This window comes from Pantoea sp. F_5 (assembly GCF_008631595.1).
GTDB classification, from domain to species: domain Bacteria; phylum Pseudomonadota; class Gammaproteobacteria; order Enterobacterales; family Enterobacteriaceae; genus Pantoea; species Pantoea gossypiicola.
In genome coordinates this window covers 373647-392200 of record NZ_VWUO01000003.1, presented here as the reverse complement: position 1 = coordinate 392200, position 18554 = coordinate 373647, and the positions used below count along the sequence as shown (strand labels likewise).

The 18554-nt window shown below is 56.5% G+C and carries 14 protein-coding genes; 3 read left to right on the top strand and 11 right to left on the bottom strand.

Features of this window, described 5'->3' with window-relative positions; all coding sequences use genetic code 11:
- The first annotated feature begins 112 nt into the window (after positions 1 to 112).
- Positions 113 to 1000 (top strand): dihydrodipicolinate synthase family protein, encoded by an 888-nt coding sequence (locus F3I44_RS06490; protein ID WP_150019357.1) that lies wholly within the window; start codon positions 113 to 115, stop codon positions 998 to 1000.
- Between the two features lie 33 nt (positions 1001 to 1033).
- On the opposite strand, the gene F3I44_RS06485 is transcribed toward F3I44_RS06490, so the two are convergent.
- From F3I44_RS06485 to F3I44_RS06455, 7 genes are all read right to left on the bottom strand, one after another.
- On the bottom strand, positions 1034 to 1369 hold the full coding sequence (locus F3I44_RS06485) for a zinc ribbon domain-containing protein YjdM (RefSeq protein ID WP_150014596.1): 336 nt from the start codon (positions 1367 to 1369) through the stop codon (positions 1034 to 1036).
- Between the two features lie 80 nt (positions 1370 to 1449).
- Complete coding sequence (gene mltB, locus F3I44_RS06480) at positions 1450 to 2532, bottom strand: lytic murein transglycosylase B (protein WP_150019356.1); 1083 nt, start codon at positions 2530 to 2532, stop codon at positions 1450 to 1452.
- Positions 2533 to 2681: 149 nt separating this feature from the next.
- Entirely contained in the window at positions 2682 to 3359 is a 678-nt protein-coding gene (gene narI, locus F3I44_RS06475) for a respiratory nitrate reductase subunit gamma (RefSeq protein ID WP_098052529.1), read from the bottom strand.
- Entirely contained in the window at positions 3356 to 4084 is a 729-nt protein-coding gene (gene narJ / locus F3I44_RS06470; protein ID WP_150019355.1) for a nitrate reductase molybdenum cofactor assembly chaperone, read from the bottom strand. The genes narI and narJ overlap by 4 nt, the downstream gene beginning before the upstream one ends.
- Positions 4081 to 5625, bottom strand: coding sequence for a nitrate reductase subunit beta (narH, locus tag F3I44_RS06465; RefSeq protein ID WP_150019354.1), 1545 nt, complete (start codon positions 5623 to 5625; stop codon positions 4081 to 4083). The genes narJ and narH overlap by 4 nt, the downstream gene beginning before the upstream one ends.
- Positions 5622 to 9383, bottom strand: coding sequence for a nitrate reductase subunit alpha (locus F3I44_RS06460; protein ID WP_150019353.1), 3762 nt, complete (start codon positions 9381 to 9383; stop codon positions 5622 to 5624). The genes narH and F3I44_RS06460 overlap by 4 nt, the downstream gene beginning before the upstream one ends.
- 101 nt (positions 9384 to 9484) lie before the next feature.
- Positions 9485 to 10876 carry a NarK family nitrate/nitrite MFS transporter gene (locus F3I44_RS06455; protein WP_150019352.1) on the bottom strand — a complete coding sequence of 464 codons (1392 nt, stop codon included), beginning with the start codon at positions 10874 to 10876 and terminating at the stop codon, positions 9485 to 9487.
- Positions 10877 to 11187: 311 nt separating this feature from the next.
- Between F3I44_RS06455 and narL the strand changes: the two genes are divergently transcribed.
- Positions 11188 to 11835 carry a two-component system response regulator NarL gene (gene narL, locus F3I44_RS06450; protein WP_150019351.1) on the top strand — a complete coding sequence of 216 codons (648 nt, stop codon included), beginning with the start codon at positions 11188 to 11190 and terminating at the stop codon, positions 11833 to 11835.
- A gap of 310 nt (positions 11836 to 12145) precedes the next feature.
- Positions 12146 to 14707, top strand: a complete 2562-nt coding sequence (gene mutS / locus F3I44_RS06445; protein WP_150014610.1) for a DNA mismatch repair protein MutS — start codon at positions 12146 to 12148, stop codon at positions 14705 to 14707.
- A gap of 132 nt (positions 14708 to 14839) precedes the next feature.
- Here the strand turns inward: mutS and rpoS are convergent, their stop codons facing one another.
- The 4 genes from rpoS to surE form a co-directional block, all read right to left on the bottom strand.
- Positions 14840 to 15832 (bottom strand): RNA polymerase sigma factor RpoS, encoded by a 993-nt coding sequence (gene rpoS, locus F3I44_RS06440; protein ID WP_150014612.1) that lies wholly within the window; start codon positions 15830 to 15832, stop codon positions 14840 to 14842.
- A gap of 57 nt (positions 15833 to 15889) precedes the next feature.
- Complete coding sequence (gene nlpD / locus F3I44_RS06435; RefSeq protein ID WP_150014614.1) at positions 15890 to 16990, bottom strand: murein hydrolase activator NlpD; 1101 nt, start codon at positions 16988 to 16990, stop codon at positions 15890 to 15892.
- Between the two features lie 162 nt (positions 16991 to 17152).
- On the bottom strand, positions 17153 to 17779 hold the full coding sequence (locus F3I44_RS06430; RefSeq protein WP_150014616.1) for a protein-L-isoaspartate(D-aspartate) O-methyltransferase: 627 nt from the start codon (positions 17777 to 17779) through the stop codon (positions 17153 to 17155).
- Positions 17773 to 18534: a 5'/3'-nucleotidase SurE gene (gene surE, locus F3I44_RS06425; protein WP_150014618.1), complete on the bottom strand. Its 762-nt coding sequence runs from the start codon at positions 18532 to 18534 to the stop codon at positions 17773 to 17775. The genes F3I44_RS06430 and surE overlap by 7 nt, the downstream gene beginning before the upstream one ends.
- Positions 18535 to 18554 lie beyond the last annotated feature (20 nt).

Here is an 18554-nt window from a genome sequence, read left to right as displayed (position 1 = left end):
ACAAAAAAGTGCGACCCGTTGCTCAATTCTTCATCTGGCGCTGGCAGAGACTGGCTGGAGTCATTAAGTTAAAACAGTGTTTCATTTTTAACATTTACTTCAGGAGTCAGCTATGCGTGAAAAATCGGCCTTTGCCGGTGTCTGGTGCCCTTCTGTCACCCCTTTCAGTGCACAGGGCGGCCTTGATATCGACGCGCTCGGGCGACACTTCTCCCGCCTTAATGAGTCCGGCATCGATACCCTGCTGGTGATGGGCAGCATTGGCGAGTTTGCCTCACTGACGCAGCAGGAGCGTTTACAGCTGATTCAGGAAGCCAGGCCCCTGTCGCCGCTGAAGATGGTCGCGAACGTCTCGGCGACCTGTGTCCCGGATATGCTGGCGCTGGCCGAAGCCGCGTGGAAAAACGATTTTGATGCGGTGATGGTGCTGCCGCCCTACTATTACGGCCAGACACAAGAGCAGCTGATGCACTACTTCGAAGCGCTTGACGCACAGCTGGGCGGGAAATGGTTTGCCTACAACTTCCCGGCTCGCACCGGCTGCGATCTGACGCCCACGCTGATTGCTGCTCTGGCGGCAAAGCTGCCCAACTTTATCGGTATCAAAGATACGGTGGATTGCGTGTCGCATAACCGGGCAATGATTGAAGAGACCCGCAAAGTACGTAGTGATTTCGCCGTGCTATCGGGGTATGACGAATACCTGCTTCCCAATCTGCTGGCGGGTGGTGCCGGGGTAATTTCAGGCCTGAATAATATTGTGCCGGAGTACTTTGCCGAGATGATGGCGGCATGGCGGACAGGCAATCTGCCTGAGCTGACGCGTCTGCAGCAGCAGATCGGCCGGCTGATGGCGATTTACAGTATCGGAGATGATTTCGTGACGACAATTAAAACGGCCGTGGCGCGACGTTATGACTCAATGAGCAGTAACTCGCGAAATTACGGTGGTGCTCTGAACGCGGAACAGTGCGCCGCAATTGATCGGCTGTTCAGCTAGAAGAAAGACAGGCGCATCCCTGCGCCCCGGATCTCAGTTCTTTTTCACGAACTCAGATTTTAATTTCATCGGGCCAAAACCGTCGATTTTACAGTCGATGTTGTGGTCCCCTTCAACCAGGCGAATGCTTTTCACTTTGGTACCGATCTTCAGCGATGAGGAGCTGCCCTTCACCTTGAGATCTTTGATCACCGTGACGCTGTCGCCATCTGCCAGCAGATTGCCGTTGGCATCACGCACTTCCGGTGACGCATTGCTGCTGTCACCCTCTCCTTCGGTCCAGATATGACCACAGGAAGGGCAGTTGAAGTTTTCGCCATCTTGCCAGGTGTAATCGGCGTGACAGGCTGGGCAGGCAGGTAAAGACATAACGACTCCAGAGATATCAGTGGCTGTGTGGCCTGAAAAAGGGCGTCATCATATAACCTTACAGTTAACAAGGATAGCCTTTATAACAGGCCCCCCTGCCGTGCCTTGCTCACCGCCTCACCCAGTTGCCACACCGCCATCGCATAATGAGTACTGTGGTTGTAGCGGGTAATGACATAGAAATTGGGTAAGCCGTACCAGTACTGGTAGCTGGTGCCTAAGTCGAGGCGCAGCAGACTGACCTCATCGTTGCCGTCCAGCGACCCCTGTGGTGACAGACCTGACGCCGCCAGCATGCTCACGCTGTAACGGGTTTTAAAGCCATCTTCCAGCATCGGTGCCTGACCGCTGGCCGGGACTGCCACATTTTCGCCGCTGCGCCAGCCGTGTTTCTGGAAGTAGTGCGCCACGCTGCCGATCGCATCCACCGGATCCCACAGGTTTGCATGGCCGTCGCCGTTGAAATCAACCGCGTAATCATTGTAAGAGGAAGGCATAAACTGACCATAGCCCATCGCCCCGGCGAAAGAGCCTTTCAGCGCCAGCGGGTCATCCTGCTCTTTACGCGACATCAGCAGGAAGGTTTCCAGCTCGCTGCTGAAGTACGCAGCACGGCGCGGATAGTTAAACGATAAGGTTGCAAGCGCATCCAGAATCCGCGTTTTCCCCATCACGCGACCCCAGCGGGTTTCCACGCCAATAATGCCGACAATGATTTCCGGCGGCACGCCATAGACCTGCTGCGCGCGTTGCAGCGCATCCTGATACTGGTTCCAGAACGCCACGCCATTTTGCACATTATCCGGCGTAATGAACTTGTTGCGATAGCGGATCCAGGCCCCGTTAGGTCCCGGCGCGGGCGTATAGCTCGGTGCCTGACGATCCATCAGCCGCAACACATAATCCAGTCGCTTAGCCTGACCGATGATGTTGTGCAGTTGCTCACGGTCGAAGTCATGCTTCTCAACCATCTTATCAATAAACTGCTCTGCGGCCGGATTACCGGCAAAGTCGCCGAACATCGCCTGCCCGCTGTGCGACGGCTGCAGTAAAAAACCGCCCTGCGGCGCAGCCAGCATCTTTTGCTGGGACGGAACGTCAGGTTTGCTGCTGCAGGAGGCCAGAAGCGGGATGAACGCAAGGAGGGCTAACTTGAGACGCATCGGTTATCCATAAACGAGGGGTAAATTCAGATGCGGTAATAGTAGTCGTTCAGCGCGTTGACATACAGTCCGGAATCTTAAAAAAACGTCAACGCCGCCGTCGGTTAAAAGGGCTGCGGGGCGATATTTCCCCCGCAGCCATTCCGGGGTTAGCGGCGGTTTCTCACCAGCTGATAACGGCGGGTCAGATATTCAACCGGTGCGCTCCAGATATGCACCAGACGACAGAACGGGAACAGCAGGAACAGCGTCATGCCCAGTACCATGTGCACGCGATAGATAAACGCGACGCCCTCAAGATGCTGCGATGCACCACCGTGGAAGGTCACTACCGCCTGCGCCCAGCCCACCAGCTTCATCATCTCACTGCCGTCCATATGCTGAGCAGAGAACGGAATGGTCAGCAGACCCAGCGTAGCCTGCGCTACCAGCAGCGTCAGGATCAGAATGTCGCCGACGCTGCTGGTCGCCCGCACCCGAGGATTGGTCAGACGGCGCTTCAGCAGCAGCGCCCCACCCGCCAGCGTCATCGCACCAAACAGGCCACCGGCTATCATCGCCAGCTTCTGCTTCACGTCGATCGGCAGGAAGGATTCATACATCCAGTGCGGGGTCAGCATCCCGACGATATGACCGAAGAAGATCCCGATGATGCCGATGTGGAACAGGTTAGAGGCGAGTCGCATCCCTTTTTTGTCCAGCATCTGACTGGAACCGGCCCGCCAGCTGTACTGCCCGTAGTCATAGCGCAGCCAGCTCCCGACCAGGAAAACTGTTCCGGCCAGGTAGGGATAAATATCGAAGAAGAAAGTGTTAATGAAATTCATGCTGATTCTCCTGTGGTGCGCGCCGTCGCCGCGGTGATATCCAGATACTGCGGCGCGACCGCATCGGCGAAGCGACGCTGATGCATCGCCTGCTGCGCTGAGGCACAGCCCTGTTCGCCGAGAAATTTAATCTGCTCCTCTTCCCAGACCGCATCGAGTGCGGCCGGAGTATCGTCGCGCGCTTCCTGCGCCACCTGGGGCTTAAGGGCCGCAGGATCGACTGCGCTGCCGGACAGCGTCAGTAACACTGTGAACAGGTCAGCATAAGGACTCTGTCGCGCTTCCAGTCGCGCGGCCAGCAAGGCCAGGATTGGCACGATGTCCACCAGTCCCTGACGCGCGGCCTGATCGCTTTTACAGGCGAGATATTCGAGGTAGAGCGGCAGATAATCGGGCAACTCTTTGCTGTCCAGTTCCAGACCGTCAGCCCGGTACTGTTCCAGCAGATCAACCATCGCCTGACCGCGATCGCGGGACTCACCGTGCACATGTTCAAACAGCAGCAGCGAGGTGGCGCGGCCGCGATCAAACAGTTCGCAGTAGTCAGCCTGCACGTCCAGCATGGGCCGGGTGCAGAGCTGATTGATAAAGCTCACCAGCCGTGTACTCTGCTGCAGGTTGAGTTCGCTGGCCTCTTCCTGCGCCGCAATCAGGTCGGGATAGTGGGTAAACAGCGCCTCGTCCGGGTAGTCCAGCAGGCGCGACACAACACGCAGCGTGATCATGAGGCATCCTCCGGGCGGCTGGTTTTCCTGCTGACGTCAATGGCATCGATACGGCGGCTGTTAAACAGGTTAAATTTGCTGTCGCTGCCATGGCAGCCATCGCCAAAGCTGAAGCCACAGCCTTTGCTTTCGGGGAAGGCTTCACGCGCCAGTTCTCGATGACTTGAAGGCACCACAAAGCGATCTTCATAGTTGGCGATCGCCAGATAGCGGTACATCTCCTGCGCCTGCGCTTCGGTCAGACCGACCTGCTCCAGCGCCCGGATATCATGCTCACCGTCCACGCTTTCTGCGCGCTTGTAATGGCGCATCGCCAGCATGCGTTTCAGTGCCAGCAGCACCGGCGCGGTGTCGCCTGCGGTCAGCAGGTTCGCCAGGTACTCAACCGGAATACGCAGGCTTTCCACATCCGGCAGCACGCCGGTATGTGCCAGCGCCCCGCCATCCACCGCCGACTGAATCGGTGACAGTGGCGGCACATACCAGACCATCGGCAGCGTGCGGTATTCAGGGTGAAGCGGCAGCGCCAGCTTCCACTCCATCGCCATTTTATAAACCGGTGAACGTTGCGCGGCATCGATCACGCTCTGTGCGACACCATCTTTCAGCGCCTGGGCGATCACCACGGGATCGTGGGGATCAAGGAAGATTTCCAGCTGGCTCTGATAGAGATCTTGTTCGTTTTCCGCTGCGGCCGCCTGTTCAATGCGGTCAGCGTCATAGAGCAGCACGCCGAGATAGCGGATCCGGCCGACACAGGTTTCCGAGCAGACGGTGGGCTGGCCCGCTTCAATACGTGGATAACAGAAAATGCATTTTTCTGATTTGCCGCTTTTCCAGTTGAAGTAGATCTTCTTGTATGGACAGCCAGTGAGGCACATCCGCCAGCCGCGACATTTATCCTGGTCGATCAGCACAATGCCATCTTCGCCGCGCTTGTAGATTGCGCCACTGGGGCAGGTTGCCACGCACGCCGGGTTAAGGCAGTGCTCACACAGGCGTGGCAGGTACATCATGAAGGTGTGTTCAAACTGGCCGTAAATCTCCTTCTGGATATTATCGAAGTTCTTATCCTGTGAGCGTTTGGCAAATTCGCCGCCCAGGATCTCTTCCCAGTTCGGGCCGTTTTCGATCTTTTTGATCCGCTGACCGGTGATCAGCGAGCGCGGACGTGCAATCGGCTGATGTTTACCGGCAGGGGCGTTGTGCAGATGCTGATAATCAAAATCGAACGGCTCATAGTAATCATCCAGTGCAGGCACATCCGGGTTGGCGAAGATCTTCGACAGCAGGCCGACGCGATTGCCCATGCGCGGCTCCAGTTTGCCGTTGATCTTACGGATCCAGCCGCCCTTCCACTTCTTCTGATCTTCCCAGGCGTGCGGATAGCCGACGCCAGGTTTGCTTTCGACGTTGTTAAACCAGGCGTACTCCATGCCCTCGCGGCTGGTCCAGACGTTTTTACAGGTCACCGAACAGGTGTGGCAGCCGATACATTTGTCGAGGTTCAGCACCATGCCGACCTGTGAACGAATTTTCATGGTTTTACCTCCTGCTGGCTGCCCTGGCAGGCATCGTTGCCTTCCCCATCTAACCAGTTAACGTTATTCATTTTTCTGACCACCACGAACTCATCGCGGTTTGAGCCGACGGTGCCGTAGTAGTTAAAGCCCCATGAGAGCTGGGCATAACCGCCAATCATATGGGTCGGTTTCGGGCAGGTTCGCGTCACGGAGTTATGGATGCCGCCGCGCTGGCTGGTGATCTCCGAGCCGGGAATATTCACGATGCGTTCCTGGGCGTGGTACATCATGGTCATACCGGCCGGGATGCGCTGGCTCACGACCGCACGCGCGGTCAGTGCACCATTGGCGTTGAACGCTTCTATCCAGTCGTTATCCACAATGCCCAGCTCACGGGCGTCATCTTCACTCATCCAGACAATCGGGCCGCCGCGTGACAGCGTCAGCATCAGCAGGTTGTCGCTGTAGGTGGAGTGAATGCCCCACTTCTGATGGGGCGTCAGGAAGTTAAGCGCCTTCTCCGGGTTACCGTTGGGTTTGCTGTTCAGCAACGGCTTCGCCGCACGGGTATCGATAGGCGGACGATAGACCATCAGGCTCTCACCGAAGGCGCGCATCCATTCATGGTCCTGATAGAGCTGCTGACGACCGCTCAGGGTACGCCACGGGATCAGCTCATGAACGTTGGTGTAGCAGGCGTTGTAGGAGACATGTTCATCTTCCAGACCTGACCAGGTCGGGCTGGAGATAATTTTGCGCGGCTGCGCCTGAATATCGCGGAAGCGAATCTTCTCATCTTCTTTGTTCAGTGCCAGATGCGTGTGGTCACGGCCGGTAATTGCGCCCAGCGCCTGCCAGGCTTTCACCGCCACCTGACCATTGGTTTCTGGTGCCAGTGCCAGGATCACTTCGGCTGCATCGATCGCCGTGTCAATATTTGGCCGTCCCGCTGCCGGGCCATCCGCTTTGACATAGTTAAGCTGCTTGAGGAAATCGACCTCTTTGCTGGTGTTCCAGCTGATGCCTTTGCCGCCGTTACCCTGGGTATCCAGTAGCGGTCCCAGCGAGGTAAAGCGCTCCCAGGTCGCCGGATAGTCGCGCTCTACCACCATAATGTGTGGCGCAGTTTTGCCCGGAATCAGGTCACACTCGCCTTTTTTCCAGTCTTTCGCCTCAAACGGCTGCGCCAGTTCTGCGGGTGAGTCATGCAACACCGGCAGTGTCACCACATCCGTTTCAACACCTAAATGGCCAGGGCAGAGTTCGGAGAAGGCTTTGGCGATGCCTTTATAGATCTCCCAGTCGCTTTTTGAATCCCAGGCAGGATCAACAGCGGCCGAGAGCGGATGAATAAACGGATGCATATCCGAAGTATTCATATCGTCTTTTTCATACCAGGTGGCGGTTGGCAGCACGACGTCAGAGTAGAGACAGGTGCTCGACATACGGAAGTCGAGTGTGACCACCAAATCCAGCTTGCCTTCAGCACCCTGATCCAGCCACTCCACTTCTTCCGGCTTCACGCGGCCCTGCTGACCTAAATCTTTACCCTGAATGCCGTTTTCTGTACCCAACAGATATTTCAGCATGTACTCATGCCCTTTGCCTGAGGAGCCGAGCAGATTGGAACGCCAGACAAACAGGTTACGCGGGAAGTTCTGCGGGTCGTCGGGCTGTTCAGCGGCGAACCGAATAGCGCCCTGCTTCAGGCTTTCCACGGTGTAATCCAGCGGTGACTGACCGGCGGCTTTCGCCTGTTCCGCGATGTGCAGCGGGTTGACGTTAAGCTGCGGCGCGGAAGGCAGCCAGCCCATGCGTTCGGAACGCACGTTAAGGTCGATCAGGCTGCCGCTGTAGCGACTTTTATCTGCCAGCGGTGACAGCAGTTCGCTGGTCGCCAGGGTTTCATAGCGCCACTGACTGGCGTGGTTGTAAAAGAAAGAGGTGCTGTTCATCTGACGCGGCGGACGCTGCCAGTCGAGGCCAAAGGCCAGCGGGGTCCAGCCAGTCTGCGGACGGAGTTTCTCCTGACCGACATAGTGCGCCCAGCCCCCGCCGCTCTGACCGACGCAGCCGCAGAAAATCAGCATGTTCATCAGACCACGGTAGTTCATATCCATGTGATACCAGTGGTTCATGCCCGCACCGACGATGATCATCGAACGGCCGCGGGTTTTTTCGGCGTTTTCGGCAAACTCACGGGCAATGCGGATGATGTTCTGCCTGGAGACGCCGGTAATCTGCTCAGCCCACGCCGGACTATAGGCTTTGATCTCGTCGTAGCTTTGCGCGCAGTTGGCATCATCCAGACCGCGATCCAGACCGTAGTTCGCCAGGGTCAGATCGTAGACGCTGGTGACCAGCGCTTCACTGCCATCCGCCAGCTGCAGGCGTTTCACCGGCAGCTTGTGCAGCAGAATCTCATCCAGCGCGACGCTTTTAAAATGCTCGCGGGTGATGCCGCCAAAGTAAGGGAAGCCGACTTCAACGACCTCATCGTGGCTGCCGAGCAGGCTGAGCTGCAGCTCCACTTCTTTTTGCGACAGGCCGTCACGCTGCTCCAGATTCCATTTGCCTTTTTCACCCCAGCGGAAGCCGATTGAACCCTGCGGCGCAATCAGTTCACCGGTCGCCTGATCCAGCGCCACGGTTTTCCACTCCGGGTTATTCTCCTGACCCAGGCCATCCACCAGATCGCTGGCGCGTAGCTGACGGCCTGCGGCATAGTAGCCGCCCTCACGTGGCTCCAGCAGCACCAGCATCGGCATATCGGTATAGCGGCGCACGTAGTCACGGAAATAGCCGACTTCGCGATCAAGGTGAAACTCTTTTAGCATCACATGGCCCATCGCCAGCGCCATTGCGCTGTCGGTACCCTGCTTCGGACTCAGCCACTGGTCGCACAGCTTCGCGACTTCGGCATAGTCCGGGGTAATGGCCACGGTTTTCGTCCCTTTATAGCGGACCTCCGTGAAGAAGTGCGCATCCGGGGTACGGGTCTGCGGCACGTTCGAGCCCCAGGCAATAATGTAAGAAGAGTTGTACCAGTCGGCCGATTCCGGCACGTCGGTCTGCTCGCCCCAGGTCATCGGTGACGCAGGCGGCAGATCGCAATACCAGTCATAGAAGCTCAGGCAGGTTCCGCCGATCAGTGACAGATAACGAGCGCCGGCGGCGTAGGAGACCATCGACATTGCCGGAATCGGCGAGAATCCCATAATGCGATCAGGGCCGTAGGTCTTCGCGGTGCAGATGTTCGCAGCAGCGATCATCTCGTTCACTTCCTGCCAGCTGGAGCGGACAAAGCCACCGCGTCCGCGCGCCTGCTTGTAGCTTTTAGCCTTTTCCGGATTGCTGATAATGGATGCCCAGGCATCCACCGGATCGCTGTGCTGTGCTTTCGCGTCGCGCCACAGCTGAATCAGCTTCTTGCGCATCAGCGGATATTTCAGGCGGTTAGCGCTGTAGAGATACCAGGAGTAGCTCGCTCCGCGTGGGCAGCCGCGCGGCTCATGGTTGGGCAGATCGGGACGGGTACGCGGATAGTCGGTCTGCTGGGTCTCCCAGGTGACCAGGCCGTTTTTCACGTAGATTTTCCAGCTGCAGGAACCGGTACAGTTAACACCGTGGGTGGAGCGCACGATTTTATCGTGCTGCCAGCGGCTGCGGTAGCCATCTTCCCAGTCGCGGTTACTGTTTAAGGTCTGGCCATGCTGACCGGAAAAGGGCTCGGCCAGCTGTTTAAAATAACGAAATCGATCAAGAAACTTGCTCATCCGGAATACTCCTGAAGGCTTTGTATGACATTGCTGACTCTGCATCTGTCGCGACACAGAAAGTAAAATGATGCCGGTGCGCCACACCGGCTTTGTCGTTATCAGGCGCGGGCTTTTCGTCCGTAAACCAGCCAGGTCACGGCGATGCAGCAGAGATAGAAGACCAGGAAGATTTTCATCGCGCCAGCGGGTGAACCGGTCATGGCGAGCGACAGGCCAAAGGTCTGTGGAATAAAGAAGCCGCCCAGTGCACCAATGGCAGAGATAAAGCCCAGCGCAGCCGAGGTTTCAGTTGCCGCTTCACGCTGCGCATGCGCATCGTCACCACCTTCAGCTTTGATACGTTCCAGCGTCAGCTTGCGGAAGATCACCGCAATCATCTGGTAGGTGGAGCCACTGCCCAGACCGGCGGTCAGGAACAGGCCCATAAACACGGTGAAGAAGGCGATGAACGAGCCATCATGTCCGTCTCCCGGCAGCGTGAGGAACAGCAGCGCGGCAAACAGCGCCATCAGGATGTAGTTGACCAGCGTGACGCGGGTACCGCCGAGGCGGTCAGAAACGATGCCGCCTGCTGAACGGGCCAGCGCACCAATCAGCGGGCCGAAAAAGGCGTAATGCATGATCACAACATCCGGAAATTGCGTTTTCGTCAGCATGGCGAAGCCAGCAGAAAATCCGATAAAGGAACCGAAGGTCGCCAGATAGAGCAGTGCCATAATCCACAAATGCGGACGTTTCAGCACCGGCAACTGCTCACGCAGCGAGGATTTTGCCGCCACGAGATCATTCATGCCGAACCAGGCCGCGAGCGTGCCGATCGCCAGGAGTGGCACCCAGATCCAGGACGCATTTTCCAGCCAGATATTGTCGCCGGTGACGGTGGTATGACCCACATCGGCAAAGCCAAAAATGGCACAGGAGATTGCCAGCGGTGCGACAAACTGCATCACGCTGACGCCAAGATTACCAAGGCCGCCGTTGATACCCAGCGCGCCGCCCTGATGGGCTTTAGGGAAGAAGAAGCTGATATTGCCCATGCTCGAAGCAAAATTAGCGCCACCAAATCCGCACAGCAGAGAGATCACCATAAACGTGGCGAATGAGGTCTGACTGTCCTGTACCGCAAAGCCGAGCCACAGGCAGGGGATAATCAGGATACCGGTGCTGAAGGCGGTCCAGCGGCGGCCACCAAAGATGGGAATAACAAAAGAGTAAGGCACACGCAGCAGCGCCCCGGACACCGACGGCAGCGCAGTCAGTAAAAAGAGCTGCTCCGTAGTGAAGTTAAAGCCGACTTTATTCAGATTCACCGCGACGGTGCTGAACAGCATCCAGACGCAGAAGCCCAGCAGCAGGCAAAAAACAGAAATCCACAGATTACGGCTGGCGATACGCTTGCCGCGCGTCTGCCAGAACGCCTCGTTTTCAGGTTGCCAGTCCTGGATTAACGCGCCGCGCGTCGGGGTTTGCAATGGGGCAGATTGGGTCATAAATCTCTCATCAGCAGAATAATAATTGTGCATATCCTGCGCATCCGGCCTGGTGGCTTGCTTGATACAAATCAACGGCAATGCAGGTTACAAAGGCGTGGCAATCTCAGCTCATCCCGGTTAAGTAGTTGACTGAGTGCAGATAACCCTTATAAATCATGCGGTTTAATTGCAGCTGCGAACGCCTTCAGCAAAAGGGCATCTGAATGGAAATAAAGGAGTAGTCCTTTAGGGGTATATAGCGACCCCGCTTCACCGGTAAGATAGGCACCGTCGCCCGCACAGGGCTGGTGTACAGGACAGGAAAAATTGTGACGGCAGAGAAATTTACGCTCTTATTAATCGATGACCACCCTATGCTGCGCAACGGTCTGAAGCAGCTGATTGCGCTGGATGAACGATTGCAGGTGGTGGCCGAAGCGGGTAACGGCATTGAGGGTCTGGCACTGGCACAACAGCACGATCCCGACCTGATCCTTCTGGATCTCAATATGCCGGGTCTGAACGGGCTGGATACCCTGACCCAGCTGCGCGAAATCGCCCTTTCTGGCCGGGTAGTCGTGTTCAGCGTTTCCGATAATGAAGAGGATGTGATCAGCGCGCTGAAGCGCGGCGCGGATGGCTATCTGTTGAAAGATATGGAACCGGAAGCCTTGCTGAAAGCGCTGCATCAGGCCGCCGCCGGACAGATCGTACTGAGCGAAGTGTTAACCCCGATTCTGGTTGCGAGGTTGCGCGATTCGCAGCCTGCACAGACGCGCGATATCAGCCAGCTGACCCGGCGTGAACGCGACATCCTGCAACTGATCAGCGATGGAATGACCAACAAAGCGATTGCCCGCAAACTGGACATCAGCGAAAGCACGGTCAAGGTTCACGTCAAATATCTGCTGAAAAAAATGAACCTCAAATCCCGGCTCGAAGCCGCCGTATGGACGCTGCAGAACGGGCTGCACTGAGCATTTTCCCTTCTGCTGTGCGCTGTAGCGCCGCCCCCCGTACGCCATAAACTGACGCAGAAATCGCGAGCCGCCTCGCAGCACCGCGCCAGCGTCATGAAAAATGCCACTTTTCTGTCGCCAGCCGTCGCCACATTTGCCAGGATGCCTGTCAGGTTACACCCGGTCAGGATCAGGGCGTTTATCAGGCTGGCATATGCCCTGTCCTATTCGTTATCATCTGGTTATCCTGCGCGCCGACGCGAATCCTTTCGGTTTCATGGGCGTTGACCGCCAGAAATTTACCGCATTAAAGATGAGTTAAAACCTTATGCAAGAGCCAACCGAAAAGGACTTTCCTTCCCATACCCCCATGATGCAGCAGTACCTGCGCCTCAAGGCGGAGCATCCTGATATTCTGCTGTTTTACCGGATGGGTGACTTCTACGAGCTGTTTTATGACGACGCAAAGCGCGCCTCGCAGCTGCTGGAGATTTCACTTACCAAACGCGGAGCGTCCGCGGGCGAACCGATCCCGATGGCGGGTGTACCCTATCATGCGGTTGAAGGCTATCTGGCTAAGCTGGTTCAGCTGGGCGAATCCGTTGCCATCTGCGAGCAGATAGGCGATCCGGCGCTGAGCAAAGGACCGGTCGAGCGCAAAGTGGTTCGCATTGTAACGCCCGGCACCATCAGTGATGAGGCGCTGTTGCAGGAGCGGCATGACAATCTGCTGGCGGCGATTGTGCAAAGTTCGCGCGGTTTTGGCTACGCCACGCTGGATATCAGCTCAGGCCGTTTTCGCTTAAGCGAACCGGCTGATGCCGAAACCATGGCGGCAGAGTTGCAGCGCACCAATCCCGCTGAGCTGCTCTACCCCGAAGATTTTCAGGCGATGTCGCTGATCGATCAGCGTCGTGGCCTGCGCCGTCGTCCGCTGTGGGAGTTTGAGATTGACACCGCGCGCCAGCAGCTGAACCTGCAGTTCGGCACTCGCGACCTCAATGGCTTCGGCGTAGAGAACGCGCACCTCGGACTGAGTGCGGCGGGCTGCCTGCTGCAATATGTCAAAGATACCCAGCGCACCACGCTGCCCCACATCCGCTCGCTGAGCATGGAGCGGCAGCAGGACAGCATCATCATGGATGCCGCCACCCGCCGCAATCTGGAGATTACCCAGAACCTGGCCGGCGGTACTGACAACACCTTAGCGGCCGTGCTGGATAAAACCGTCACCCCGATGGGCAGCCGGATGCTGAAGCGCTGGCTGCATATGCCGCTGCGTGATGTGCGCATCATTAACCAGCGTCAGGAGTCGATTGCTGAGCTGCAGAATCTCAGCGATGCTCTGCAACCGGTGCTGCGTCAGGTCGGCGATCTGGAGCGAATCCTGGCGCGTCTGGCACTGCGCACCGCGCGTCCGCGCGATCTGGCCCGCATGCGCCACGCATTTCAGCAACTGCCGGAACTCAATCAGTTGCTGGCCGGTGTTGAAGCACCACAGCTACAGAAGCTGCGCACCCAAATGGGCGAGTTCACCGCGCTGCGTGAGCTGCTGGAGCAGGCGATCATCGACTCCCCGCCAGTGCTAATCCGCGACGGCGGCGTGATTGCGCCCGGTTACAACGCCGAGCTGGATGAGTGGCGCGCGCTGGCCGACGGCGCAACCGACTACCTTGACCGGCTGGAGATCCGTGAACGGGAGAAGCTGGGACTCGATACGCTGAAGGTCGGCTTTAACGGTGTGCATGGCTATTACATTCAGGTGAGCCGTGGCCAGAGCCATCAGGTCCCGATGCACTATGTCCGCCGTCAGACGCTGAAAAATGCTGAGCGCTACATCATCCCGGAACTGAAAGAGTACGAAGACAAAGTCCTTACCTCCAAGGGCAAAGCGCTGTCGCTGGAGAAGAGCCTGTATGAGGCGCTGTTCGATCAGCTGCTGCCGCACCTTGAGGCGCTGCAACTCAGTGCCGCTGCGCTGGCTGAGCTGGATGTGTTAAGCAACCTGGCAGAACGCGCCTGGACCCTGAACTATTGCCGTCCTGTGTTGCAGGATAAAGCCGGAATCAAAATCAGCGGCGGTCGCCATCCGGTGGTTGAACAGGTTCTGAAGGAGCCATTCATTGCTAACCCGCTATCACTGGCACCTCAGCGCAGAATGCTGATCATTACCGGTCCCAATATGGGCGGTAAAAGTACCTATATGCGGCAGGCGGCGCTGATTGCGCTGATGGCATGGATTGGCAGTTTTGTTCCTGCCGACGAGACGCTGATTGGCCCGTTGGATCGTATCTTTACCCGCGTCGGTGCCGCTGACGATCTCGCCTCCGGGCGCTCAACCTTTATGGTTGAGATGACCGAGACCGCAAACATCCTGCATAACGCCACTGAAAACAGTCTGGTGTTGATGGATGAGATTGGACGCGGTACCTCGACCTACGACGGTTTATCGCTGGCCTGGGCATGCGCCGAAAACCTGGCAAACCGCATCAAAGCGATGACGCTGTTTGCCACCCACTACTTCGAGCTGACAACATTGCCGGAAAAAATGGAAGGCGTGGTCAACGTCCATCTGGATGCAGTTGAGCATGGTGACACCATTGCCTTTATGCACAGCGTTCAGGAAGGTGCAGCGAGCAAAAGTTATGGGCTGGCCGTAGCCGCGCTGGCGGGCGTGCCTAAAGAGGTCATCAGACGGGCGCGCAACAAGCTGAAAGAGCTGGAAACCGTTTCAAATCACTCGGCATCATCAACGGTAGATGGTTCTCAGCTGCCACTGCTGGTTGAAGAGACCTCGCCAGCGGTAGAAGCGCTTGAGGCGCTGGATCCGGATACGCTGACACCGCGTCAGGCGCTCGACTGGATTTATCGGCTTAAATCACTGGTGTGATAGCACGCCGCATCGTGTGAACGCATGGTGCGGCGCTGGCATTCTTCTGTAAATCACTTTTCTACAGGCATAAAAAAACGGTGGTTTTCACCACCGCTTTTTGCATTCGCACTCAGACTACCTTACAGACGATTATTCACGAAACAGTGCTTCAATGCTGAGGCCCTGACCCTGCAGGATTTCTCGCAGACGGCGCAAACCTTCAACCTGAATCTGACGTACACGCTCACGAGTTAAGCCGATTTCACGACCCACATCCTCAAGCGTTGCCGCTTCATAGCCTAACAGGCCGAAACGACGTGCCAGCACTTCACGCTGCTTGGCGTTCAGTTCGAACAGCCATTTGACGATGCTTTGTTTCATATCATCGTCCTGCGTGGTGTCTTCAGGGCCGTTGTCTTTCTCATCGGCCAGAATATCCAGCAGCGCTTTTTCAGAATCACCGCCCAATGGCGTATCAACTGAGGTAATGCGTTCGTTGAGACGTAACATACGGCTTACGTCCTCAACAGGTTTATCAAGCTGATCGGCGATCTCTTCCGCACTCGGCTCATGGTCGAGCTTGTGGGAAAGTTCACGCGCAGTTCGCAGATAAACATTCAGTTCTTTCACAATGTGAATCGGCAGACGAATGGTACGGGTTTGATTCATGATCGCCCGTTCAATGGTCTGACGAATCCACCAGGTAGCGTAGGTTGAAAAACGGAACCCGCGCTCGGGGTCAAATTTCTCAACGGCACGAATCAGGCCGAGGTTACCTTCTTCAATCAGGTCCAGCAGTGCCAGACCGCGATTGCTGTAACGACGGGCGATTTTCACTACCAGGCGTAAGTTACTTTCGATCATGCGGCGACGGGAAGGGATATCACCCCGCAATGCACGGCGAGCAAAGAAAACTTCTTCCTCTGCCGTTAACAACGGAGAATAGCCAATCTCCCCAAGATAGAGCTGCGTCGCATCTAATACACGCTGCGTCGCACCCTGTGATAGCAACTCTTCTTCCGCTACGTCGCTATCACTGGCTTCGTTTTCAACGAGTGCCTTCTCGTCAAAAATTTCAGCTCCGTTCTCATCGAATTCCGCGTTCTCATGTAACTCGTTTACTTTCAGCGTATTCTGGCTCATAAGCGGCTCCTACCCGTGATTCCAGGGCAGAACATAAAACAATGTTGTTCTGCCGGATTATCGCTGCGGTAAATAACGCAACGGGTTTACGGATTTCCCCTTGTAACGAATTTCAAAGTGTAATCTGACTGAACTGGTTCCGGTGCTACCCATGGTAGCGATCTTCTGCCCCGCCTTAACTTCCTGTTGTTCCCGAACCAGCATTGTATCGTTGTGGGCGTAGGCGCTCAGGTAATCATCGTTGTGTTTAATGATGATTAAATTACCGTACCCCCGGAGTGCGTTACCTGCGTAAACCACGCGTCCTGAAGCAGTGGCAACCACAGATTGTCCGCGCGTTCCGGCGATATCGATCCCTTTATTGCCACCTTCGGCGGCAGAGAAGTTATCGATAATCTTCCCATCGGTCGGCCAGCGCCAGCTTCCGACCGGCGTTGAACTGTTGGTGGTACTGCTCACCGTTGGGGGGGCGGTCACGACTGGAGCTGTTGTCGTTGCAACATTTGCTCCTTTCGAAGGCAACAATTTGCTGCCGCCCGAATTACCTGAATCATCAGAATACGTAATAACAGGTTGCTGTGCAACAGCAGGCGATTTAATTTGTGGTGCCGCCGGAACGCCGCCCTGCGTTGCATCAGCAACGGTAATGGGATTGCCACCGGTAATCGGCTGCCCCGCCCCGTTACCAATCTGTAAAGTCTGGCCCACATTCAGGTTGTATGGCGCGGCAACGTTGTTGCGCTGGGCTAAATCACGGAAATCATTGCCGGTAATCCAGGCAATGTAAAATAAGGTGTCTCCGCGCTTAACGGTATACGTTTCACCGGAGTAGCTACCCTTAGGAATATTCTGGTAACTGCGATTGTACACTATCCGGCCGTTTTGCGTCTCAACATTACTGTTGGTACTAATCATTCCGCCATTGCTGGGGACAGATGCTGAATTTCTGCTTAACATTTGTCCCTGAGACGGCGCGGCAGGCACACCACCCGAAACCGGGCCTGCCCCAGCCTGGCTGTTCATCATGCCGCCATCATCGCCAACGCGACTGATGGGTGCCTGTGAGTTGTCGCCGGAGCTGCAGCCTGCCAGCCAGAATCCTACCAGTGAAAGTGCCGCCAGACGGCGTAACTGAAAAAGTGTGCTTCCCGTGCTCATTAATCCCCCGTGATGGCAACGCTGATCTATCTGTTTCACTGTACCGGCCAGCAGAATGCTCTGCGCAGCGCGATAAAATCTGTGTTTTCGTTGAATAAACTGGATAGTAACAATATCAACCAGGTGGTGCCATGAAACAGTTGTGAAGAAATACGAAGAGCATCAGGCGAGATCGCCCTGCACCAGCGGAACAAAACGCACCGGTTCAATAATCTCTTCCGTAACTTCTGCGCCCTGGCGACGCAGGCGCTTCAGTACCTGCTGATCTTCACCAACCGGCAGCACCATAATGCCGCCTTCTGCCAGTTGTGCTATCAGCGCAATCGGAATTTCCGGTGGAGCGGCGGTAACAATAATGGCATCGAACGGACCGCGAGAAGGCCAGCCCTGCCAGCCATCGCCATGGCGGGTGGAGACATTATGCAGATCCAGCTGTTTCAGACGACGTTTGGCCTGCCATTGCAGCCCTTTGATGCGTTCCACTGAATAAACATGGTCTACCAGATGGGCAAGAATCGCTGTCTGATACCCGGAACCCGTACCAATCTCCAGTACACGCGAATGCGGATTCAGGCCGAGTAACGCGGTCATCCGCGCGACCATATAAGGCTGTGAGATCGTCTGACCGGAGCCGATAGGCAAGGCCACATTGTCCCAGGCTTTATGCTCAAACGCCTCGTCGATAAACCGTTCGCGTGGCACCTCGCTGATGGCTGTCAGCAGGTTCTCATCATCAATGCCCTGCTGACGCAGTTGTGACAGCAATGTCTCAATACGCCGATTCACCATGCCAGGTTCACCTCAGCTTTCGCCAGCCAGTCACTGAGCACGTTCTGCGCGCTGTGCGCCGTTAAATCGACATGCAGTGCGGTCACAGAAACGTAACCCTGATCCACGGCGGCAAAGTCCGTATCCGGGCCCGCATCCAGTTTTTCGCCCGGCGGGCCAATCCAGTAGAGGGTATTGCCCCGCGGATCCTGCTGCGCAATCACCTGATCCGCCGGATGGCGACTACCACAACGCGTCACGCGGATGCCTTTAAGTTCGGCCAGCGGCAGATCGGGGACATTGATGTTAAGAATACGGCCGGTACGCAGCGGTTCATGCGTCAGCGCCCTGAGGATAGCGCAGGTCACCGCTGCCGCGGTGGCGTAGTGCTGATGGCCGTTAAGTGAAACCGCTATCGCCGGTAAACCCAGATGTCGCCCTTCCATCGCCGCCGCCACCGTGCCGGAGTAGATGACATCATCGCCCAGATTGGGACCGGCATTGATGCCTGACACCACAATATCAGGACGCGGCTGCATCAGCGCATTCACCCCAAGATAGACGCAGTCGGTCGGGGTGCCCATCTGAACCGCGATATCGCCGTTTTCATGGGTGAAAGTACGCAGAGGCGTTTCCAGCGTTAAGGAGTTGGAGGCACCGCTTCGGTTACGATCGGGAGCCACAACCTGCACGTCAGCAATCTGCCGCAGAGCGTTTGCCAGAGTCTGAATGCCTGGCGCATGAATGCCGTCATCGTTGCTGAGCAATATCCGCATTTCGTTCTGACCTTTTTTTA